Consider the following 20,117-nt stretch of genomic DNA (forward strand, 5'->3'; position numbering starts at 1 on the left):
TTTTTTCGTGCCCGGGAGCTGCTGCCCGGGCGTGCCCCTCGACGGATCGGTTCACCTGTCGGACGGATTCCCTGGGCGGCGGCCGTAGCACGGCGCTTCTCCCGACGGGTGTGCACGCTCCCTACGGGCGTACCGGCGGACACCTGATCCCGGCGACTCGGTCTCCGGAACCAGGCGTCCGCACCGTTCACGCCCGGATCATCGTCCCCTCAAAAGAGTGTCCCCGATGAACCCGCCCTCCGTGCAGCCGGGCGGGATCGCGAACACGGCGGACCCGATCGGGGTCGTCCATTCGTTGAGGAGGTCGAGTTCGTCGAGGCGCCGCTGCATCGGGATGAACTGCCGTTCGATGTCGGCCTGGAACGAGACGAACAGCAGCCCGGATTCCGAGACCTCCGCACCGGCCGGCCGCTCGTCGTAGTTGTACGCGCGTCGGAAGATGCGCTCGGCCCCTTCGCCGCGGGCGCGCCGGATGTGCGCGAACTGCGGGATGACCGGGAAGCCGATCGCGGTCTTCGCCTCGAAGTCTGGTTCGTCGAACTCCTCGCTTCCTGTGAGGGGGGCACCGTTGGCGAGTGTCCTGCCCACCGAAGCATCGCGTCCGCTCCGGTCGAGGCGGTCCCACTTGTCGAGGTCCATCCGGATTCTGCGGATCACCATCCCGGTGCCGCCGGCGAGCACTCCCTCGTCGATCCACACGACGCGATCGAAGTCCTCTGTGCCGGGCTGCGGGTTGGTGGTCCCGTCCACCTGTCCGAACAGGTTGCGCATGGTCGTTCCGGGCCGCTCCGTCCCATAGGCGCGACGGAATCCCTGCTGGGTCCAGCGGATGCTCGCGAAGCCGCGCGCGTCCTTCAGCAGCATCCGCGTGGCGTGCGCCACCGTCAGGGGATCGTCGCCGGCGATCTGCAGCAGGAGGTCGCCGTCCGAGAACTCCGGGCGCAGCCGATCCACCCCGAAGGCGGGGAGGGGCGCGAGCCATGCGGGGGTCGAACCTCCCGCTCGCCCGACGAAGCCCGGACCGACGCCGAACGTGACCGTGAGGCGCGCCGGCGACGAGGCGAGTTCCGGCTCGGAGTCGGCGAGGGCGGGGAGCCCTTGCGTGAGGCGCGCCGCGTCGTCGGTCAGGAGTCGCATGAGTCGGGCGAGGGCATCTCGGTCGACATCGTCGTGGAGGTCCAGGCCGACGAAGGCGCCGTGGGCCTGGGCAGCGGTGTCGATACCGGCCTGATGGGCGCCGAAGAACGGCACGGTCTCGTCTCCGTTCATCGGCACGGATGCGGGTTCCGGCGTGGCGTCCGGTCGATTCAGGGCGAGGTCCGCTCCGACGGCCGCGACCGCGCCGACACCGGCGACAGCTCCTCCGAGGAGGAACTGCCGCCGGGTCGACCCGGTGCGGGGGGAGCGGGCGCCCTCAACGGGCGCCGTCATCAGTGATCCATACCGTCGTGCTCGTCGCCGCCCTCGTAGTTCTCGTTCGCGCCCGAGTAGTCCTTCACGGGGGCGGTGAACTCGTAGGTGGAGTCGTCATCGAACGTGAGGGTGAAGGAGACATCGGTTCCCGCGGCGAGCGGGCCGGTCAGGTCCATCATCATGATGTGGTTCGCCCCCGGCTCCAGCGCGAGCTGCCCGCCGGCGGGGATCACGAATCCGCCGTCGATCTCGCGCATCACCATCTCGCCGGCGTCGTTCTCGACCGTCTCGTGCAACTCGAGCATGGTCGAGGCCGCAGAGGTGACGGAAACCACGGTCGCATCGCGGTCGCCCGTGTTGACGAGGGTCCCGAACGCGGCGGACATGCCTTCGTCGGCGGACTTCACCCAGGCGTCTTCGATCCTGACGACGTCACCGGCGGGGCGGCTCTCGGTCTCGACCGGTGCCGCCTCCGGAGTGCACCCGGTCAGAGCGAGGAGCGAGACCGCGATCACGGCCGCGAGACGGGGGAGGTTTCTGGTGGTGTTCACAATGGTGCCTTTCACAGGTCATCTGCCGCAGGGCCGCCGGTCTCCGGCGGTGCGGCTGCCGTCCGAGGACGGCGGAGGAATCGAATGAGCACGAGGATCAGGACGGCTGTGGCCGCCCCGCCCGCGCCGATGAGCAGCACTCTGAGCGCGCCGCCCGATTCTGCGTTCTGATCCGTCTGCTCCGAAGTGTCCGCGGGCGCGGCCGTCGCATCGCCGGTGTCCGATGTCTGTGCCATCGGATCGGCGTCTCCCACGGTGAAGGGGATGACCCCCGCGATGGGGTGACCGTCTTCCGAGACGACCTGCCAACGCACCTGGTAGCCGCCGGTCGGCAGCCCGGGTGCGAGCGACGCGGTGACCGTGCGTCCGGCCACTGTGACGTCGCCGGCGACCCAGTCCTCGCCCGACGCATCGACGACCAGGACGACGGCCCCGGTCAGAGACTCATCGAGCACGAGGAGCTCGCCCGAGAACGTCATCGTGATGTCCTCCGGCGGGGTCGTCAATCGTTCGTCGACAGCGGGTGTGCTGGAGATCAGCTGGTCGTGGGCGGACGCGGGCGTCGCGATCGCGAGGGTCGCGATCGTCGCCAACGCCAGCCCGGCCGCGATCCTGCGGACAGGGGACATGGGAATGGCCTCTCATCGGACGTCGCCGGAGCGACGAGCGTGCATGCGTTCAGAGCCCGCGCGCATCGAATGCGCGCGGCGGGACACAACACTCGGCCGGGACCGGCCGAGGATGCGGATCAGATCGCCGCGGTGAGAGGTGGGGCTCGGCCGCGCAGAGTCGCGAGGAGAACCAGATCGGATGCGTGCGCGACATCGAACCGGCCGTGGAGTCGGTGGGCGACGCGAAGAGCCGGAAGAGTCAGCACCTGATCGGCACGACGTCGTACCCACCGCACCAGCTGGACCGCGAGGTCGCGCAGCGCGAGCAGCAGGCGTTCGCCGCGGTACAGCGCGGCCACGGTCAGCAGACCGGCGAGCGCGTGCCCGAGCCACATCGAGGCGTCAGCGGTGGCGACTTCGGGGATGCCGTTCACCGCCGGCAGCACGAGGGGTGTGCCGTGCACGTGCGGCGTCGAGACGCCGGACGGGGTGACCGTGCCGAGGACGAAGAGCACATGGAACAGGAACTGACTCGCGGCGACGGAGATGCCGAGGCGGATCAGCGACAACGAGCGGCCCGCGAGCAGCACGCTGATCATGAACGAGAAGACCCAGGGGACGAGGATGCCGACGGTACCGGGCATCTGCCCTCCGCCGGAGACGTGACCGGCCAGTGCGATGAAGATCGCGAGTGACGAGGCAGCGAAGCCGCGGACGACGGCTGGCTTCCTGGACTCGGTCACGGTTCCAGTCTGGCATGACCTCCGCGACGTCACCGGCGGCTTCGACCGATCGTCCTGGAATCGCCACGGTGCTGTCACCGCGTCTCCTGGACTGTGCCCCCACTCACCGAAGAATGGACAGGATTCGCGTTCGACCAGTGAGCCGGGAGTCCGCGTCTCACGTCATCCGTTGAGGTGAATCGTCGCGCTGTTCGGCGCCCGTGCGGGGGGAGATGGAGGCGGCCGGGAGCACTGTCCTGGGGCCGCCCAGCGCGCGGAGCGCGTACAGGATGGTCGCGAGGTCGACGAGTTCCTGGACGAGCGCCCCGACGACAGCGGGGATGAGCCCGGTCATCGCGACGATCATGAGTCCGATGCTCAACCCGATGCCGATCCAGATCGCGGTGAGAGCGACCCGCAGCGTGTGACGACCGATCGAGACGGCGTCGACGAGCTTCGCCAGCGAATCGACGAGGATCACGACGTCGGCGGCATCGCCAGCTGCCGTCGCGCCCTTGGCTCCCATGGCGACGCCGATGTCCGCGGCGGCCAGGACGGGTGCGTCGTTGACGCCGTCGCCGACCATCATGACCGGGCGCGGTTGCAGCTCAGCGGCGAGAGCGACCTTCTCGGGCGGCAGCAGTTCAGCGTGGACCTCGGAGATGCCCACCTGATGAGCCACCGACTCCGCCGTCGGGCCGACATCGCCCGTGAGCATGACGATGCGATCCACCTCGTGTGTGCGCAGCCACGCGATGACAGCCGCTGCTTCGGGCCGCGGATGGTCGGCGAGGACGAGCACCCCGGCGAAGCGACCGTCGACCGCGACGTATGCTGCGGCCTGGCTCAGCTCGAGCGTCGCCCGCGCCGTGTCGGGCGCGAGAGCCGCCACGTAAGCGGGCTTGCCCACCACCACGTCTCTTCCGTCGATCTCGGCGACGACACCGTTCGTGGCCTCCTCTCGAGCTTCGGCGGCGCCGAGGAGCGTGATTCCGCGCGCCTCTGCTGCGCGGCGGATCCCCTCGGCGAGCACGTGCGTCGAGTACTGCTCCGCCGAGGCGGCGAGCTGCAGGACCTCATCCGCGCCGAAGCCGTTCGCGGGCCGGACGTCGACGAGCTCCGGTCGGCCCTGAGTGAGCGTGCCCGTCTTGTCGAACGCGGCCGACCGCACACGGGCGATCAGCTCGATGACGGCCCCTCCCTTCATGATCACGCCTGTCTTCGCCGCACGCGAGAGACCGCCGAGGAACGCGACCGGGGCAGCGATCAGGAGCGGGCAGGGAGTCGCGAGCACGAGGACTTCGGCGAATCGGGATGCCTCGCCCGATACGGCCCAGGCCGTCCCTGCCAGGACGAGTGACACCGCGGTGAACGGAATCGCGAAGCGGTCGGCCAGGCGGACCACCGGCGCGTGGGAGTCTTCCGCGGCGTGCACGAGCGCCACGATCTGCTGATATTGGCTGTCCGCGCTGCTGCGGACGGCACGGATCCGCACGGCACGGCTTCCGTTGATGGACCCGGACAGCACCTCGTCTCCGGATTCACGTGACACGGGCATGCTCTCACCGGTCAACGAAGACTCATCGAACGTGCCTGATGACGTGAGGAGCTCGCCGTCGACCGGGACGATCTCCGACGGGCGCACGAGGAGTACGGCGCCGACGGCGACCTCGTCGACGGGCACATCCCTGACCTCATCCGACTCCGCGGACTCCGCGTGCACGAGCACGTGTGCGATGCGCGGAGACCGATCCAGCAGAGCCGAGAGGTCACGCTTCGCTCGACGGCCGGCGAAGTCCTCGAGGGCCTCTCCGCCGGAGAGCATGAGCACGATGATGAGCGAGGCGATGTACTCGCCGACGGCCAGCGTCGCCACCATCGCGACCACCGCCAGGATGTCGAGGCCGACATGGCCGCGGAGTACGTCGCGCACCATTCCGACGAGGGTCCAGACAACGAACACCGCCACGTAACCGGTGGCGACCCAACGTCCGAGGGCCGGGGCATCGACCGCGTGGAGGACCAGCACGCTCACGAACACGAGGACGGTCGTCGTGATCGCCGGATATCGCCAGAGCACGCGGAGAAACCTCATGCCCCAGCTTCCCGCGTATCGGTGCGCACGTCCACCGCGGCGGAACGACTCGCGGATGCAGCGCGAGACGCGGCGATTCCGCGCGCCTCACCGGCGACCGTCCCACCCGATAGTGTGTGGGCAACAGAGCAGCGAGGAGCCCCGGATGAGTGCCCAGATCGTCGATGTCGACAACTTCACGCGGGTAGAAACCGACACGATGATCGACCGGATGCTGCCGATCATCGGCGGGGTGGGCGTGTTCCACCACGACCGTGCGCTCCCGCCCCTGGAGCAGCAACCGGTGATTCGACAGAACCGCGACACGCTCTATTCGGTCGCGATCATCGATCTCAGTGGGGGCCCCGTCACCCTCACGCTGCCGGAGGTCGGAGACCGGTACGTATCGGTCATGATCATCAACCAGGACCACTACATCAACCGTGTCTTCCATCGGGCAGGCTCCTATCCCCTCACGATCGAGGAGTTCGAGACCCCGCACGTCATCGCCGCGGCACGCATCCTCTTCGACCCGGCAAGTCCGAGCGACCTCGAAGCGGTGAATGCGATCCAGGATCAGATCACTCTCACCGCGAGCGGCACTCAGGAGTTCTCTCACCCCGAATACGACCACGACAGCTACGTCGAGGTTCGCGAAGCCCTGCTCGTGCTGGGCAAGACGATGGGTGGACTGTCGGGATGCTTCGGAGCGAAGGAAGACGTCGACCCCGTGCGTCACCTGGTCGGCACGGCGCTCGGCTGGGGTGGCCTTCCCGATGCGGAGGCGTCGTACATCAACATCGACCCCAAGCTTCCCGTCGGCCGCTACACCATGACCTTCCGAGACGTGCCCGCCGACGCGTTCTGGTCGGTCAGCGTCTACAACGCGGCCGGCTACTTCGAACCCGGGCCGATCGGCGCCACGAACGTCAACTCCGTGTTCGCCACCAAGAACGAGGACGGATCGACCACCGTGCGCCTCGGCGACCACGGCGACGATGCCGCGAACTCCATTCCCCTCCCGGAGGGCTGGAACCTCCTGATCCGGCTCTACCGGCCGCGGCTCGGTGAGCTCGCCTCATGGAAGGTGCCGGAGATCATCGCCGGCTGACCACACCCCGGCGGTGCAGACCTCGCCGTCTTCGAGCATCAGGAAGGCGCTCGTGGCGCCCGCTTGACCTCGTCGTACGCCGCGAGCGCGGCCTTCCTGGTCTCACCGAGGTCGACGATCGGTTCGGTCGGTGCTTCGGATGCCCACTGCGAGATGTAGAGCCCCTGCGGGTCGAACTTCTTCGCCTGCAGCTCGGGATTGAAAACGCGGAAGTACGGGGCCGCATCGGCACCGGAGCCCGCCACCCATTGCCAGTTGAACGGGTTGTTGGCCTCGTCGGCGTCGACGAGCGTGTCCCAGAACCACTCCTCGCCGAGTCGCCAGTCGATCAGCAGGTTCTTCACGAGGAAGGAGGCCACGACCATCCGGACGCGGTTGTGCATGTAGCCCGTGTGCCAGAGCTCCCGCATTCCCGCATCCACCAGCGGCACTCCGGTCTCGCCGTGCTGCCAGGCTTCCAGATGCGTGGGATCGAGGGGCGGCCAGGGGAATGCGTCGAACTCGCGACGCAGATTCCGGGTCGCGAGGTCGGGGGAGTGGTACAGCGTGTGCCAAGCGAACTCCCGCCAACCGAGCTCGGAGAGGAATCCGCCGGCACCGTCCACGCCGACGGCCTCGTGCCAGACCGTGAAGGGGCTGATCTCTCCCCAGCGCAGCCGCGGGGAGAGCAGCGAGGTCGCACCGGCAGCGGGTTCGTCGCGCGCGCGGTCATACGAGGGGAGGTCGTGAGCGAGGAACTCCGTGAGGCGTCGCCGGGCGGCGGGTTCCCCAGGCGCCCAGGTGTCGCGCAGGCCCCCGGCCCAATCCGGCCGGGTGGGCAGCAGATCCCAGTCGTCGAGAGCATCGGAGGCGGGGACATGATCCGGGCCATCGACTGTCCGTGGCTCCGGAAGCGGCGCGCGTGGTGCCGGCAGCGCGAGACACGCGCGCCAGAACGGGGTGAAGACGGAATAGTGCGTGCCGCTGCCGGTCGTCACGGTCCACGGCTCGTGCAGCAGGGATGCTGCGAACGACGCGACCTCGAGCCCCTCGGCCCGGAGCGACGATTTCAGCGATGAGTCGATCTCGCGCTCGGCGCCCCCGTACCGTCGGTTCCAGAACACGGCGCCGGCGCCGACATCCGCCACCGCCTCGCGGACGACGTGCCCTGCGGCGCCGCGACGCAGCACGAGTGCACCGCCACGCTCACGGAGACGCTCGTCGAGCGATGCCAGCGAGTGGTGCAGCCACCAGCGGGCTGCGCCGCCGAGGGGGCGGACGCCCGGTGACTCCTCGTCGAGCAAGTAGAGCGCGATGACCGGTTCGCCTCGATCGATCGCCGCGCGCAACGCCGGATTGTCGGCGAGCCGGAGGTCGTCGCGGAACCACACCAGTGAGGGGGAAGTCATGTGACCATTCTCTTCGAGCTCACGGGGATGGTCCGTCGCTCAACGCCGACGGAGATTTCGGCGGCGGGGTGTCTCGCCGCCGGTCGACCACAGCGCCCACAGCACCAGGACCGGCTGCAGGAACAGCCGGCCGAATCGTCGAGCATCCGTGTCGAGTCCCGGTGTCGAGCGCTTGGTCTGCCACTGGTGGATGTTCCCGGGCATCACGGCGACGAAGAACGCGGCTGTCGCCCAACCGATGCGGCGTCGCTCCTTCGGCAGCGCGAGAAGCCCCGCCGCGAGCGCGACTTCTGCGGCACCGGAGGCGATCACGATCGTGTCCTTGTCGAGCCTGGTCAGGCGAGTCGCCCAATCCGGCACCACCACCCGGAACCCGCGGGTGCTGAGGAAGTGGCCGACGCCGATCGCGCCGAGCGCGATCGCCAGGATCCATCGTGCGACTGCTCTGTCCATCCGTTCACGTTACGTGATGTCCAGAGCTCCGGCGTCACTCCGCGGCGGGCATCCTGGTGCGCTCCCACGAGCGGAACTCGTCGACGATCTCCGGCGTGTGCGTGTGGTGGAGGTAGTGCGTCCCATCGAGCGGCACGACCGTTCCATCGTCGACGGCCGCGGCCTGCTCCTCGTGCAGATCCACCCAGGTGGGGACCGTCGGATTGTCGGACACGACGAACAGCAGCAGCGGGAGGTCTACGGGGAAGCTCGTGCCGAGCGCATCCTCGAAGTTCGCGTGGAGCAGGGACATCGCGTTCAGGTAGGTGGGGCTCAGCGTGTTCCGGTTGGTGAGCAGGGCGAACTGCTCCTGCGCCTCTGCGGAGTAGACGGACTCGTCGTAGCCCGTGCCACGGAACGACGCGATCAGTCGCACCAGCCCCAGGTTCTTCGCCGCACCGAAGAGCCCGACGGGCAGCTCGGTGTCCGAGCCGGGCTGTCCGGGGACGCTGCTGTCGATTCCGACGAACGCCCGCACCTCATCGGGATAGCGGTTCGCGAACTGGATGCCGTAGATGCCGGCGATGGAATGCCCCATCAGGACGTAGTCGTCGACGCCGAGCTCCTGCAGAGCGGAATGCGTCTCGGTCACGATGTTGTCGGTGGTTCGGGCGCGATCCGTACCGTCGCTCAGCCCGTAGCCGAACGGCTCCACCACGATGACGCGGTGATCCTCGGCGAGTTCGGTGACGAGCGGCTCGAAGTCGAGCACAGGCGATGCGGTGCCGAAACCCGGGAGGAGCACGATGTCCTCAGAGCCTTCACCGGTGATCATGACGTTCATCTCGTGCCCGTCCACGGTGACCTTCTGCCCGTACGGCTCGATGCGATCCTGTTCGACCGCGGTCGCCACCGCATTGCCGACGGTGGTGGCCACCAGCCCGACGGCGATCACGGCGACGACGGACGTGAGCGCGATGAGCACTCTCTTGACGGGCTTCTTCATGCCGACCTCTCTCGGCGCACGCGCTGTGCGCCCTCATCCCAGCGTGCCGTGCGGCATCCGCCGCCGCGTCGCCCTGCCGCAGACAGACGTGTACTGCGATCGCAGTACACACAGCTCATCCCGGCGGAGGATCCGGGAGTCGGCGTCGCGGTGAATACTGGTGTGATGCCGGCACCTCGTCCTTCAGGAATCGCGGCGCCGCTCTCCGACCTGATCGCTGTGGTCGTGGTGGTCGTGTTCGCCGTGTCACCCTTCCCGGACGAGGCGTTCCGCGCGACCGGATGGCTGCTCGTCGTCGCCCTCGTCCCCGCGGCCGCGATGCCGTTCCGCCGCCGGCATCCCCTCGTCGTGCTCGTCGTCAGCCTGCTGTGCGCAGTGGTCCTGGCATTCGCGGGTGTCCTGTCGCCGAGCGCGCTCATCGCCATGGCGATCAGTGCCTACGCCGTCGTGGACCGTCGAGGGCGACTCGTCGGGATCATCGCTGTGACCTCGGCGACGGCGATCGTCTTCTTCTCGAACGCGATCCCGCTCGGCGGGGATCTCGTCGATGCCCGCGCGCTGCAGTTCGTCTTCATCATCGCCCTCGCCGGAGCACTGGGGGACGCGACCAGGTCACGACGCGAGTTCGTCTCCGCCATGACCGAACGCGCGGAGCGGGCCGAGCGGGGGAGGGACGAGGAAGCGCGACGACGTGTCGCCGAAGAACGGGTGCGCATCGCGCGCGATCTGCACGACGTGGTCGCGCACCAGATCTCGGTCATCAGTCTCAATGCGGGCGTCGCGTCATCCGCGTTGGAGACCCGCCCGGAGCGTGCGCGGGAGGCACTGAGCACCATCCGCCGTTCCTCTCGCACCGTGCTCGCCGACATCGGTGGGCTGATGGCGCTGCTGCGCTCCGACGATCCGGATGATGTTCGCGACCTTCGTCCGCAGGTCGGCCTCGCCGGTCTCGACGAGCTGGTCGTGCAGTTCCGCGAGGCGGGGCTGCGCGTCGATCTCCAGGACGATCCCGATCGGCCTGCTCTGTCGCCTGCCAGTGATCATGTGGCTTACCTCGTGGTCCTCGAAGGATTGACGAATGCGCACAAGCACGGAGCGGATGGCGCGGCGACCGTGCGGCTCCGAGCGGACGGCGGGTCGCTCCGTGTCGTCGTCGACAATCAGGTGGCGACGGAATCCGAGGCGGTGTCGCGTGCGGGTGGCCACGGGCTGCGTGGACTGCGCGAGCGCGTGGTCGCGGTCCGGGGAGATGTGCAGACCGGCCGCGATGGAAGCGCGTTCCGCCTCGAGGTGCGGATCCCCCTCGACGGAGGTGCACGATGATCCGGGTGCTCGTCGTCGACGATCAGCCGTTGGTGCGGCAGGCGGTCCGCGACATCCTCGTCGACGGCGGCATCGAGGTGGTGGGCGAAGCAGCGAACGGGCGTGAGGCGGTGTCCGCGGTGCGCGAGTCGATGCCGGACGTCGTGGTGATGGACATCCGGATGCCGGAGCTCGACGGCATCGCCGCCACCGCGCAGATCATGAGCGCGGCGCAGTCCACCGCGACCCGCGTGCTCATCCTGACGACCTTCGAGGAGGACGACTACGTGGTCGCCGCACTCCGCGCCGGTGCGAGTGGCTTCATCGGCAAAGGGGCCGAGCCGGACGACATCGTCAGCGCCGTGCGAGTGGTGCACCGCGGTGAGGCTCTCCTGTCCTCGGCGGCAACACGGTCGCTGATCGAGCGCTCCGTGCTGCCGCAGCATCCGCGAGCCGATGCCTGGCACACCGAGCCGCTGCGACAGCTCACGGAGCGGGAGCGCGAGGTGCTGCTGCTCGTGGCGGGCGGGGCGTCGAACCAGGACATCGCGAACCGCCTCGTGATCTCACCGCACACCGCGAAGACCCATGTGAACCGCATCATGTCGAAGCTGCACGCACGCGATCGTGCGCAGCTCGTGATCCACGCGTACGAGTCGGGGATCATCGTCCCCTCGCGCGGCGCCGACCAGCCGGGCTGAGGGTGACCGACGGCGGCACCGGTCACGGTGTCCGACACCGTCGCGAAGCGGTCAGGACCCCGTGATCATGCGAGTAACCTGGACACCGACCCAGATGGAGAGTTTCTGTGCCTGAAAACGCCCGGCCGCACGATGGCTTCGCCCTGTTCACTGACCGAAACGTCGTCGCGATGCGCGTCAACGGCGATCTCAAGGACCTCGCCACGACCGTGACCGACACCGACGAGGTCGAGCCGGTCACGATCGACAGTGCGGATGGGCTGAACATCCTCCGCCACTCGGCTGCCCACGTGCTGGCGCAGGCGGTGCAGCGCATCAACCCGCAGGCGAACCTCGGCATCGGCCCGCCCATCACCGACGGGTTCTATTACGACTTCGGCGTGGAGACCCCGTTCACGCCTGACGACATCAAGGCCATCACGAAGGAGATGCAGCGCATCGTCCGCGAGGGCCAGCGCTTCGTCCGCCGTGTCGTGACCGACGACGAGGCGCGCGCCGAGCTCGCGGACGAGCCGTTCAAGCTCGAGCTCATCGGGCTCAAAGGCGGGAAGGAAGCCGCCGAGGGGGCCTCCGTCGAGGTCGGCGAGGGTGAGCTGACGATCTACGACAACACCACCCGCGATGGCGAGGTCGTCTGGAAGGACCTCTGCCGCGGGCCGCACCTGCCCAACACGCGCATGATCGGCAACGGCTGGGACCTCACCCGCATCGCCGCCGCCTACTGGCGCGGCAGCGAGAAGAACCCGCAGCTGCAGCGCATCTACGGCACGGCGTGGCCGACCAAGGACGAGCTGCGTGCCTACCAGGAGCGCATCGCCGAGGCGGAGCGCCGCGATCACCGCAAGCTCGGTGCCGAGATGGACCTGTTCTCCTTCCCGGACGAGATCGGCTCCGGACTCGCGGTGTTCCACCCCAAGGGCGGCATCATCCGCTACGAGATCGAGGAGAACCTGCGTAAGCACCTGCTGCGCAACGGATACGACCTCGTGAACAGCCCGCACATCACGAAGAAGGACCTCTTCATGACGTCGGGTCACCTGCAGACCTATGCGGACGGCATGTTCCCCCCGATGCATCTCGACGAGGTCGTCGATGAGGAGGGCAACGTCACCCGTCAAGGGCAGGACTACTACCTGAAGCCGATGAACTGCCCGTTCCACAACCTCATCTTCCGTTCGCGCGGGCGTTCCTACCGCGAGCTGCCGCTGCGTCTGGCCGAGTTCGGGACGGTCTACCGCTACGAGAAGAGTGGGACGCTGTCGGGTCTGACCCGCGTGCGCGGCCTGACACAGGACGACGCCCACATCTACGTCGCTCAGGACCAGGTCAAGGACGAGCTCACGACGAACCTGAACCTCGTCCTGGACCTGCTCCGCGACTACGGCCTCAACGACTTCTACCTCGAACTGTCGACGAACGAGGTGGGGAACCCCAAGTTCCTCGGCGAGCCGGAGCAGTGGACCACCGCGATCGACACGTTGCGTGAGGTCGCGATCGAGTCCGGACTCGAACTCGTCGCCGACCCCGGCGGCGCCGCCTTCTACGGTCCGAAGATCTCCGTACAGGCACGCGACGCGATCGGACGCACCTGGCAGATGTCGACCATCCAGCTCGACTTCAACCAGCCCGACCGGTTCGAGCTGGAGTACACCGGACCCGACGGGCAGAAGCACCGGCCGGTCATGATCCACCGCGCGCTCCTCGGTTCGGTCGAGCGCTTCTTCGCGATCCTCCTCGAGCACTACGCCGGCGACTTCCCGCTCTGGCTCGCGCCCAGCCAGGTTGTCGGCGTCCCGGTCGCGGAGCAGTACGGAGACTATCTGGACGACGTCATCGCGCAGCTGCGCGATGCGGGCGTCCGAGCCGACGTCGATCACTCCGATGACCGCATGCAGAAGAAGATCCGCAACCACACGACGGCGAAGGTCCCCGTCATCCTCATCGTCGGGGAGCAGGATCGGGCCGCGGGCACGGTGTCGTTCCGCTTCCGCGACGGCACGCAGGAGAACGGTGTCCCGGTCGAGGATGCGGTGCGTCGGATCAGCGCCGCCATCGCCTCGCACGCGCTCGTGCTGAAGGCAGGGGACCTGGCGTGACCGAGGGGGAGCGGCCGCTGGAAGACGCCGGGCGCCTCGCCGGCGTTCCGGACGAGTTCCAGCGGCTGTGGACCCCGCACCGGATGGCCTACATCCAGGCGGGCCCTGAGCCGCTGCGGGAGGAGTGCCCGTTCTGCGAGGCTCCGAAGTTCCCCGACGAGGAGCGGCTGGTCGTGGCGCGCGGCGAGACGGCCTACGTGCTGCTGAACCTGTTCCCGTACAACTCGGGGCACCTGCTCGTGTGCCCGTATCGCCACATCGCCACGTACGACCAGGCGACGCCCGCCGAGGTCGCCGAGATCGGTGCCCTCACACAGACGGCCATGCGTGTGCTGCGCGAGGTGTCACGCTGCGACGGCTTCAACATCGGCATGAACCAGGGCGCGGTGGCGGGCGCCGGCGTCGACGCCCACCTGCACCAGCACGTGGTGCCGCGGTGGACATCGGACGCCAACTTCTTCCCGATCATCGCGAAGACCAAGGCGCTTCCGCAGCTCCTCGGCGAGGTGCGGGAGGCCGTGGCGAACGCCTGGCCGGCGTCGGAGCCTGCTGCGGAGTAGCTCAGCGCACCTGACGGGCGGTGAACTGCATCTGCGGGTTCGCGTAGAACTCCTGCGCCTCGACGAGCTGCAGCTCGCGCTCACCGGATTCGAGCGTGGCTTTCAACAGGTCGTAGACGCTGGATGCCGTGCGCTCCAGAGCGATCTTCGCGCTGCCGGTCTCGACGTAGTGCGCCGTGAACAGTGCCGCGGTCACATCCCCGGAGCCGTTCGCCTTCATCGGCAGGTGCGGGGTCTGCACCAGCCAGGCGCCCTGCGCGTCGGCGGCGAGCATCTCGATGGTGCCCTCTTCGCGGTCGGGCCGCTCGACGCTCGTCACCAGCACGGTGCTCGGACCCATCGCGTGGGCGAGGTCGACGGAGGCGAGGGTGGACTCGAGGGTGTCCGGCTCGGTGTCGGTGAGGAAGCCGAGCTCGAACTGGTTCGGCGTGATGATGTCGGCGACCGGGACGACGCGCTCTCGCAGCAGCACCGGGATCGCCGGGGCCACGAAGCACCCCGACTTGGCGTTGCCCATGACCGGGTCGCAGGCGTAGACGGCGCTCGGGTTCGCGGACTTCACACGGGCGACCGCGTCGATGATCACGTCTCCGATGCCTTCGCCGCCCTGGTAGCCGCTGAGGATCGCGTCGATCTGGCCGAAGACGCCACGCTCCTCGATGCCGGTGATGACTTCGCGGACGTCGTCCGGAGCGATCATCGGTCCGCGCCAGGCGCCGTATCCGGTGTGGTTGGAGAAGTTCACGGTGTAGACCGGCAGCACCTCCACGCCGATGCGCTGCAGGGGGAACACCGCGGCGGAGTTGCCGACGTGCCCGTAGGCGACGGCTGACTGGATGGAGAGGATCTTCATTCTCCGGCTCTTTCGTTCAGGGCAGGCAGGTGCCCGCGAGGATGGTCATCGCCCGGCGGCGACGAGGTCGGCGACGAGGGTCTCGGCCTCGTCATCGGACAGGTCGTGCACGGTCAGGCGCAGATGGTGGGATGGGTCCGCGCGGTCATCGAGCGCGAAGTCGTCGCCGGTGCGGGCCAGCCACCCTCGGCGCATCAGCCGATCGGCGACGAGGCGCGCGGGTTGCGGCAGTTCGACCCACAGGCTCATGCCGTCGGATGCGGTCGCATCGATGCCTCCGGCGCGCAGGCGCTCCGCGAAGGCGGCATTCCGCTCCGCGTAGTGGGCAGCCGCTGCGGCGACCTCGGTCATCACGGCGTCGTCGGTGAGCTGCGTCAACGCGAGACGCTGCAGCAGGTGGCTCACCCAGGTGGTTCCGGGACTCAGACGCATGGCGAGCCGTTCCGCTGTCTCGGCATCCGTCGCCGCGATCGCGAGGCACATGTCGGGTCCGAGGAACTTCGACACGGAGCGCACGAGCGCGAACCGACGGTGGTCGGGACCGATGAGCGACTCGTACCGGCGCTGCGAGAGCATCGAGAAATGGTCGTCCTCGATGATCAGCACGTAGGGGTGGTCGGCCAGTACCGCTCGCAGTTCGGCGGCCCGCGTCGCGGTGAGGCTCGCTCCGGTGGGGTTCTGCGCGCGCGGGGTGCAGATGATCGCGCGGACTCCGGCGTCCAATGCCGCACGCAACCCGTCGACGGTCATGCCCTCGGCGTCGACCGGCACCGGAACGGCCCGGTACCCGCCGAGTCGCACGGTGTGGATGCTCGCCAGGAAGCACGGGTCCTCGAGCGCCACGGCGTCGTCGCGCATCAGTGCCTGCGCGAGCAGCCGCTCCACGGCGTCGACGGCACCGCTGGTGACGGTGATGCGGAAGTCGACGTCATCGAGGTCGGCGGCGATCCACCGCCGTGCCCAATCCTCGAGACCACGATCGATCACGGGCTCGCCGTAGAGGACGGGGCGCGAGGCGATGGTCATCAGTGCGGGTGCCGGATCGGGGATGAGGCGTGGGTCCGGGTTGCCGGTGCCGATGTCCCGGAGGACAGTGTCGGGGGCGTAACCCTCCTGCGCCACGGTTTCGTGGCCCGCGACCACGGTGCCGGCACGCCCGCGCGAGACCACGAGACCGGCCTGAGCGAGCTGGCGGTACGCAGCCACAGCGGTGTTGCGATTCACGCCGAGGGTCGCGGCCAGCTCGCGCACCGGGGGGAGGAGGCTACCGGGCTGCAGGGATCCGCGATCGCGCAGCGAACGCACGCTGTCGGCGATCTCCGAAGCGGTGGTACCTGTGATCTGGTCGCTCATGATCCTCCTCAGCGATTCTAGGTCGAATCGGACAGTGCTACGTTTGATCTAGATCAAAACCCACTTCGGTGCATCCGACAGGAGTTCCCCATGACCGAGCAGACAACCACCGGATCCTCGCGCGTCAAGCGCGGCCTCGCCGAGATGCTCAAGGGCGGCGTCATCATGGACGTCGTCACCGCTGAGCAGGCGAAGATCGCCGAAGACGCGGGCGCCGTGGCCGTCATGGCGCTCGAGCGCGTGCCGGCCGACATCCGGGCACAGGGCGGGGTCTCGCGCATGAGCGACCCCGACATGATCGACAGCATCATCGATGCGGTCTCGATCCCGGTGATGGCGAAGGCGCGCATCGGGCACTTCGTCGAGGCTCAGGTGCTGCAGGAGCTCGGCGTCGACTACATCGACGAGTCCGAGGTGCTCTCCCCGGCCGACTACGTGAACCACATCGACAAGTACGAGTTCACCGTGCCGTTCGTGTGCGGTGCGACCAACCTCGGAGAGGCGCTCCGCCGCATCAACGAGGGCGCCGCGATGATCCGCTCCAAGGGCGAGGCCGGCACCGGCGACGTCTCCGAGGCGATGAAGCACATCCGCAAGATCCGTGGGGAGATCGCGGCCCTCGCTGCGCTGCCCAAGGACGAGCTGTATGTCGCCGCCAAGGAACTGCAGGCGCCCTACGACCTGGTCTCCGAGATCGCCGAGACCGGCAAACTCCCGGTCGTGCTCTTCGTGGCCGGAGGGGTTGCGACCCCCGCAGACGCCGCGATGATGATGCAGCTCGGAGCAGACGGCGTGTTCGTCGGCTCGGGCATCTTCAAGTCGGGCAACCCCGCCGAGCGCGCCAAGGCCATCGTCAAGGCCACCACGTTCTTCGATGACGCCAAGGTGATCGCCGAGGTCTCGCGCGGGCTCGGCGAGGCGATGGTGGGCATCAACGTCAGCGACCTCCCCGCGCCGCACCGTCTCGCCGAGCGTGGCTGGTAACACCCGCGTCGGAGTCCTCGCGCTGCAGGGCGACGTGCGCGAGCACGCCGCTCTGCTCGCGCACCTGGGCGCCGATGTCGTGCTGGTGCGCCGACCGGAAGAGCTCTCGTCCGTCGACGGCCTCGTGATCCCCGGCGGCGAGTCCAGCGTGATCGACAAGCTGTCCCGCATCTTCGGGATGCAGGAGCCGATCCGCGCCGCGATCGGTGCCGGACTGCCCGTCTACGGCACGTGCGCCGGACTCATTCTGCTGGCGGACACGGTGCTCGACGGGATCGACGGCCAGGAGTCCTTCGGCGGGATGGACATCGACGTCCGTCGCAATGCCTTCGGGCGCCAGACGGAGTCGTTCGAGACGCAACTCGCCGTCCCCGCTCTGGGGGAGCTTCCGGTGCGCGCGACGTTCATCCGCGCCCCGGTGGTCGAGCGTGTGGGCCCCGGTGTCGACGTCTTGGCATCGCTCACGGACGGCACGGTGGTCGCCGTCGAGCAGGGCAGCCTGCTCGGCACGAGCTTCCACCCGGAGGTCGATGGCGAGACGCGCTTCCATGAGCGCTTCCTCGACAAGGCCCGGACCCGTGCGGGGACGTACGCGCGCTAGCGCCGGTGGGAGAGCAGCCAGTCGTACAGCTCGGGGTTGTCGTAGGTCTCGGTCCAGGAGTCGTGGCCGACGCCCGCGTATCGCGTGAACCGCACGTCGGCGCCGAGTGTCCGAAGTTCGGTGGTGATCTCCTCCGTGGCGGAAATCGGCACGACATCGTCGGCGTCGCCGTGGAAAGCCCAGACGGGCAGGTGACGAATCGGCTCAGCACTCTGCATCCAGAGCCCCCCGCAGATCGGTGCGATCGCGGCGAACCGATCGGGATAGCGCACCGCCAGGCTCCAGGTCCCGAAGCCGCCCATGCTGAGCCCGGTCACCGATATGCGGGCCGGATCGACGCGGTGCGTCGAGACGACCTCGTCGACCAGCCCGGACAAGGTCGAGAGCTCCGCGACCCACTGACTCGACTCACCGCACTGCGGGGTGACGAGGACGAAGGGGAACTCGTGCCCGTCATCCGCCAGCCGCGGCGGGCCATGCACCGCGGCGAGGTCGAGGTCGGAACCTCGTTCGCCCGCACCGTGCAGGAACAGCACCAGAGGCCAGAGCCTGCCCGGGTCGGAGTCGTAGTCATCCGGAAGGTGGACGAGATACCGCAGTACGTCTGCCGGGGTCGGCGCGTCGTCGCGCACGTCCGACGTGCGAACGGCAGGAGTGATGTGTCGTGATCTGCGCATGCCTCCATCCTGCGCCATCCGTGCCGGTCGTCCGACGGTAGGGTCACTTGGCCACTCGTGCCTGGTCGCACCGGTCACCAACGGATACGCAGAAACTCCGCCCGGAGTTTCGCGCCTCGCTGGGGGTTCAGGCTCTCGACCCACGAGATGCGGCCGAGCAGATGTGCGCGGAAATCGTCGAGTCGGCGGTGATTCTGACTGCGCGGACCGTGCACGACGCAGTTGTGGATCGTCGCCTTGAGCCGGTCATAGTCGTCTCGTGAGACATTCGTTCGCTGGTTGACGACGATTCCGGTCACGCTCTGCCTGACGCCCTGGCGTCGGACCCTCGTTTTGTGCGGGTTGGCCACGTGCCCCTCGTCCTCGATGATCCGCTGCACACCGCGGATGAAGGCATCAGGTCGCTTCGCGAGTCTCGGACCGCCGCTGAACGCGAGGTCATCGGCGTATCGCGTGTAGGTCGCGTCGACGGCATCCGCCCATCCCGTCAGCCGTGAGTCGAGGCGCCGGATGGCGAGGTTGGCAAGCATAGGCGAGGAGGGAGCGCCCTGCGGCAGATGACTCGTGGCCAGAGCCCGACGCAGGGCGAACCGCTCGTCGGATGATCCGCCCGGTGGCATGGCAGCAAGCACGCGCGGAGGAACGGCGTTGGTGCACAGCCCGGTCACGACGTGCGCGACGGGTTCGGACAGTCCCGACTGCCGAAGTGTTCCGTAGATGCGACCGCCCGTCACGCGTGAGAAGAACGTGGTGAGGTCGAGGGATATGACGATGTCGGCCCCCGTGTGGAGCGCCGCCCCGGTGGCCGCGCTGCGACCGGGCATGAAACCGTGGGCGGCATCGTTCACGGCTATGAGGCCGAGCACCTGTTCCAGGAGACTGCGCTGCACACGGCGCATCCGTTGCTCCGGGATCTCTAGCAACCTGGGGATCCGCCCGTGCCGTGTGCGCCACTCGTACCGGTAGTGGTGCAAGGCCCCTGCGCGCGCGCGCCGATTCCAATGTTTCGTGTCGGCGAACCACTGGAGCCGGCCGACGTCCAGATCGAGCATGGTGGCGAGATCTGGGATGCTGTCGATGCGGGGAAGAGCGCCCGAGGGCGGCTGCGACGACGACGGACCGACTACGTGGTGGTGGATGCGCAGCGGCGAACGGCGCTCGTCGGCTTTGCGCACCGCTTCGGCGAAATCGGGCGAACGGAGGATCACCGACGTCAGCAGTCGCGGGGCATCGACAGGCGGGCGGACGAAGGAAGTCAACACGTCGCCGACGAGCGGAGAGAGCCAACGGCGACGCGCTCCCATGACGTACGCGCCGGCCTCGACGAGCTGCTCCTTCGCCCAGACCTCTGAGGCGAGGAAAGCATCGGCCAGAGAGGCGGCCACCAACGACGGCAACGGTCGCGGCGTGCGCCCCAGCACGCGTGATGCGGTGGAGGGCGCCATCAGCGGGCAGCCGCGGAGCGGGGGCCGGGCGTGCAATGGCCTGCGTACGACTCGTCCATCAGTGCGGGCACCGGTCTGCGCGAAGCGCAGTAAGGCGCCTGCGGCGTTCGTTCCAGGTCAGACTGCGTACCCCGGGGTGACCCCGGAGAGAGCGGAACACGTCGTGAACCACTCGCCTCGTCCGCAAGCCATCGCACGCGGCCACGATAGCAAGGAACACCAACGTCCGGATGGCGT

At 68.4% G+C, this 20,117-nt stretch carries 19 protein-coding genes; 7 read left to right on the plus strand and 12 right to left on the minus strand.

Going from position 1 to position 20,117, the window contains the following annotated elements; all coding sequences use genetic code 11:
- Nucleotides 1-198 precede the first annotated feature (198 nt).
- The 5 genes from ACIOTO_RS15490 to ACIOTO_RS15510 all read right to left on the minus strand — a co-directional run bounded on the left by ACIOTO_RS15490 (nt 199) and on the right by ACIOTO_RS15510 (nt 5,392).
- The gene (locus tag ACIOTO_RS15490; protein WP_400858501.1) at nt 199-1,431 is read right to left on the minus strand and encodes a Dyp-type peroxidase; all 1,233 of its coding nucleotides are present in this window, start codon (nt 1,429-1,431) and stop codon (nt 199-201) included.
- On the minus strand, nt 1,431-1,964 hold the full coding sequence (locus ACIOTO_RS15495; protein WP_400858502.1) for a copper chaperone PCu(A)C: 534 nt from the start codon (nt 1,962-1,964) through the stop codon (nt 1,431-1,433). Before ACIOTO_RS15495 ends, ACIOTO_RS15490 begins: the two co-directional genes overlap by 1 nt.
- A gap of 11 nt (nt 1,965-1,975) precedes the next feature.
- Nucleotides 1,976-2,593 (minus strand): copper resistance protein CopC, encoded by a 618-nt coding sequence (locus ACIOTO_RS15500; protein ID WP_400858503.1) that lies wholly within the window; start codon nt 2,591-2,593, stop codon nt 1,976-1,978.
- A 119-nt stretch (nt 2,594-2,712) separates the two neighbouring features.
- Entirely contained in the window at nt 2,713-3,318 is a 606-nt protein-coding gene (locus ACIOTO_RS15505) for a hypothetical protein (protein WP_400858504.1), read from the minus strand.
- A gap of 157 nt (nt 3,319-3,475) precedes the next feature.
- The gene (locus ACIOTO_RS15510) at nt 3,476-5,392 is read right to left on the minus strand and encodes a heavy metal translocating P-type ATPase (protein WP_400858505.1); all 1,917 of its coding nucleotides are present in this window, start codon (nt 5,390-5,392) and stop codon (nt 3,476-3,478) included.
- Nucleotides 5,393-5,537: 145 nt separating this feature from the next.
- On the opposite strand from ACIOTO_RS15510, the gene ACIOTO_RS15515 reads away from it, so the two are divergent.
- Nucleotides 5,538-6,482, plus strand: a complete 945-nt coding sequence (locus ACIOTO_RS15515; RefSeq protein ID WP_400858506.1) for a DUF1254 domain-containing protein — start codon at nt 5,538-5,540, stop codon at nt 6,480-6,482.
- Between the two features lie 38 nt (nt 6,483-6,520).
- Here the strand turns inward: ACIOTO_RS15515 and ACIOTO_RS15520 are convergent, their stop codons facing one another.
- From ACIOTO_RS15520 to ACIOTO_RS15530, 3 genes are read right to left on the minus strand one after another with little or no spacing between them, the layout of a single operon-like run.
- Nucleotides 6,521-7,870 (minus strand): cryptochrome/photolyase family protein, encoded by a 1,350-nt coding sequence (locus ACIOTO_RS15520; protein WP_400858507.1) that lies wholly within the window; start codon nt 7,868-7,870, stop codon nt 6,521-6,523.
- A gap of 39 nt (nt 7,871-7,909) precedes the next feature.
- Nucleotides 7,910-8,323, minus strand: a complete 414-nt coding sequence (locus ACIOTO_RS15525; RefSeq protein ID WP_400858508.1) for a hypothetical protein — start codon at nt 8,321-8,323, stop codon at nt 7,910-7,912.
- A gap of 34 nt (nt 8,324-8,357) precedes the next feature.
- Entirely contained in the window at nt 8,358-9,308 is a 951-nt protein-coding gene (locus ACIOTO_RS15530; protein ID WP_400858509.1) for an alpha/beta fold hydrolase, read from the minus strand.
- 165 nt (nt 9,309-9,473) lie between these two features.
- Between ACIOTO_RS15530 and ACIOTO_RS15535 the strand changes: the two genes are divergently transcribed.
- The 4 genes from ACIOTO_RS15535 (at nt 9,474) to ACIOTO_RS15550 (ending at nt 13,967) form a co-directional block, all read left to right on the plus strand.
- The gene (locus ACIOTO_RS15535) at nt 9,474-10,631 is read left to right on the plus strand and encodes a sensor histidine kinase (protein WP_400858510.1); all 1,158 of its coding nucleotides are present in this window, start codon (nt 9,474-9,476) and stop codon (nt 10,629-10,631) included.
- Nucleotides 10,628-11,311: a response regulator gene (locus ACIOTO_RS15540; RefSeq protein ID WP_400858511.1), complete on the plus strand. Its 684-nt coding sequence runs from the start codon at nt 10,628-10,630 to the stop codon at nt 11,309-11,311. Before ACIOTO_RS15535 ends, ACIOTO_RS15540 begins: the two co-directional genes overlap by 4 nt.
- A 170-nt stretch (nt 11,312-11,481) precedes the next feature.
- A complete protein-coding gene (gene thrS / locus ACIOTO_RS15545) occupies nt 11,482-13,407 on the plus strand; it encodes a threonine--tRNA ligase (protein ID WP_400858599.1) in 1,926 nt (641 codons plus the stop codon).
- Nucleotides 13,404-13,967, plus strand: coding sequence for an HIT family protein (locus ACIOTO_RS15550; protein ID WP_400858512.1), 564 nt, complete (start codon nt 13,404-13,406; stop codon nt 13,965-13,967). Before thrS ends, ACIOTO_RS15550 begins: the two co-directional genes overlap by 4 nt.
- Nucleotide 13,968: 1 nt before the next feature.
- Here the strand turns inward: ACIOTO_RS15550 and pdxY are convergent, their stop codons facing one another.
- Both pdxY and ACIOTO_RS15560 read right to left on the minus strand, forming a co-directional pair.
- A complete protein-coding gene (pdxY, locus tag ACIOTO_RS15555; RefSeq protein WP_029263306.1) occupies nt 13,969-14,820 on the minus strand; it encodes a pyridoxal kinase PdxY in 852 nt (283 codons plus the stop codon).
- A 45-nt stretch (nt 14,821-14,865) separates the two neighbouring features.
- Complete coding sequence (locus tag ACIOTO_RS15560) at nt 14,866-16,173, minus strand: aminotransferase class I/II-fold pyridoxal phosphate-dependent enzyme (protein WP_262000978.1); 1,308 nt, start codon at nt 16,171-16,173, stop codon at nt 14,866-14,868.
- Between the two features lie 90 nt (nt 16,174-16,263).
- On the opposite strand from ACIOTO_RS15560, the gene pdxS reads away from it, so the two are divergent.
- A complete protein-coding gene (pdxS, locus tag ACIOTO_RS15565) occupies nt 16,264-17,157 on the plus strand; it encodes a pyridoxal 5'-phosphate synthase lyase subunit PdxS (RefSeq protein WP_400858513.1) in 894 nt (297 codons plus the stop codon).
- Nucleotides 17,147-17,758, plus strand: coding sequence for a pyridoxal 5'-phosphate synthase glutaminase subunit PdxT (gene pdxT / locus ACIOTO_RS15570; protein ID WP_105710348.1), 612 nt, complete (start codon nt 17,147-17,149; stop codon nt 17,756-17,758). Before pdxS ends, pdxT begins: the two co-directional genes overlap by 11 nt.
- On the opposite strand, the gene ACIOTO_RS15575 is transcribed toward pdxT, so the two are convergent.
- Nucleotides 17,755-18,435, minus strand: a complete 681-nt coding sequence (locus ACIOTO_RS15575) for an alpha/beta fold hydrolase (protein WP_400858514.1) — start codon at nt 18,433-18,435, stop codon at nt 17,755-17,757. The two genes, pdxT and ACIOTO_RS15575, sit on opposite strands and share 4 nt — an antisense overlap.
- Before the next feature lie 74 nt (nt 18,436-18,509).
- Entirely contained in the window at nt 18,510-19,880 is a 1,371-nt protein-coding gene (locus tag ACIOTO_RS15580) for a reverse transcriptase family protein (RefSeq protein WP_400858515.1), read from the minus strand.
- Nucleotides 19,881-20,117: the final 237 nt, after the last annotated feature.

Source organism: Microbacterium sp. NPDC087592 (assembly GCF_044743585.1).
GTDB lineage: Bacteria > Actinomycetota > Actinomycetes > Actinomycetales > Microbacteriaceae > Microbacterium.

What these genes read in the sequence shown, in the direction of transcription:
- ACIOTO_RS15540 (WP_400858511.1), top strand. Translation starts at nt 10,628, where the DNA reads ATGATCCGGGTGCTCGTCGTCGACGATCAGCCGTTGGTGCGGCAGGCG.
- ACIOTO_RS15560 (WP_262000978.1), bottom strand. Translation starts at nt 16,173, where the DNA reads ATGAGCGACCAGATCACAGGTACCACCGCTTCGGAGATCGCCGACAGC.
- pdxY (WP_029263306.1), bottom strand. Translation starts at nt 14,820, where the DNA reads ATGAAGATCCTCTCCATCCAGTCAGCCGTCGCCTACGGGCACGTCGGC.
- ACIOTO_RS15520 (WP_400858507.1), bottom strand. Translation starts at nt 7,870, where the DNA reads ATGACTTCCCCCTCACTGGTGTGGTTCCGCGACGACCTCCGGCTCGCC.
- ACIOTO_RS15525 (WP_400858508.1), bottom strand. Translation starts at nt 8,323, where the DNA reads ATGGACAGAGCAGTCGCACGATGGATCCTGGCGATCGCGCTCGGCGCG.
- ACIOTO_RS15575 (WP_400858514.1), bottom strand. Translation starts at nt 18,435, where the DNA reads ATGCGCAGATCACGACACATCACTCCTGCCGTTCGCACGTCGGACGTG.
- ACIOTO_RS15535 (WP_400858510.1), top strand. Translation starts at nt 9,474, where the DNA reads ATGCCGGCACCTCGTCCTTCAGGAATCGCGGCGCCGCTCTCCGACCTG.
- ACIOTO_RS15530 (WP_400858509.1), bottom strand. Translation starts at nt 9,308, where the DNA reads ATGAAGAAGCCCGTCAAGAGAGTGCTCATCGCGCTCACGTCCGTCGTC.
- ACIOTO_RS15490 (WP_400858501.1), bottom strand. Translation starts at nt 1,431, where the DNA reads ATGACGGCGCCCGTTGAGGGCGCCCGCTCCCCCCGCACCGGGTCGACC.
- ACIOTO_RS15515 (WP_400858506.1), top strand. Translation starts at nt 5,538, where the DNA reads ATGAGTGCCCAGATCGTCGATGTCGACAACTTCACGCGGGTAGAAACC.
- pdxS (WP_400858513.1), top strand. Translation starts at nt 16,264, where the DNA reads ATGACCGAGCAGACAACCACCGGATCCTCGCGCGTCAAGCGCGGCCTC.
- thrS (WP_400858599.1), top strand. Translation starts at nt 11,482, where the DNA reads ATGCGCGTCAACGGCGATCTCAAGGACCTCGCCACGACCGTGACCGAC.
- ACIOTO_RS15500 (WP_400858503.1), bottom strand. Translation starts at nt 2,593, where the DNA reads ATGTCCCCTGTCCGCAGGATCGCGGCCGGGCTGGCGTTGGCGACGATC.
- ACIOTO_RS15510 (WP_400858505.1), bottom strand. Translation starts at nt 5,392, where the DNA reads ATGAGGTTTCTCCGCGTGCTCTGGCGATATCCGGCGATCACGACGACC.
- ACIOTO_RS15580 (WP_400858515.1), bottom strand. Translation starts at nt 19,880, where the DNA reads ATGGCGCCCTCCACCGCATCACGCGTGCTGGGGCGCACGCCGCGACCG.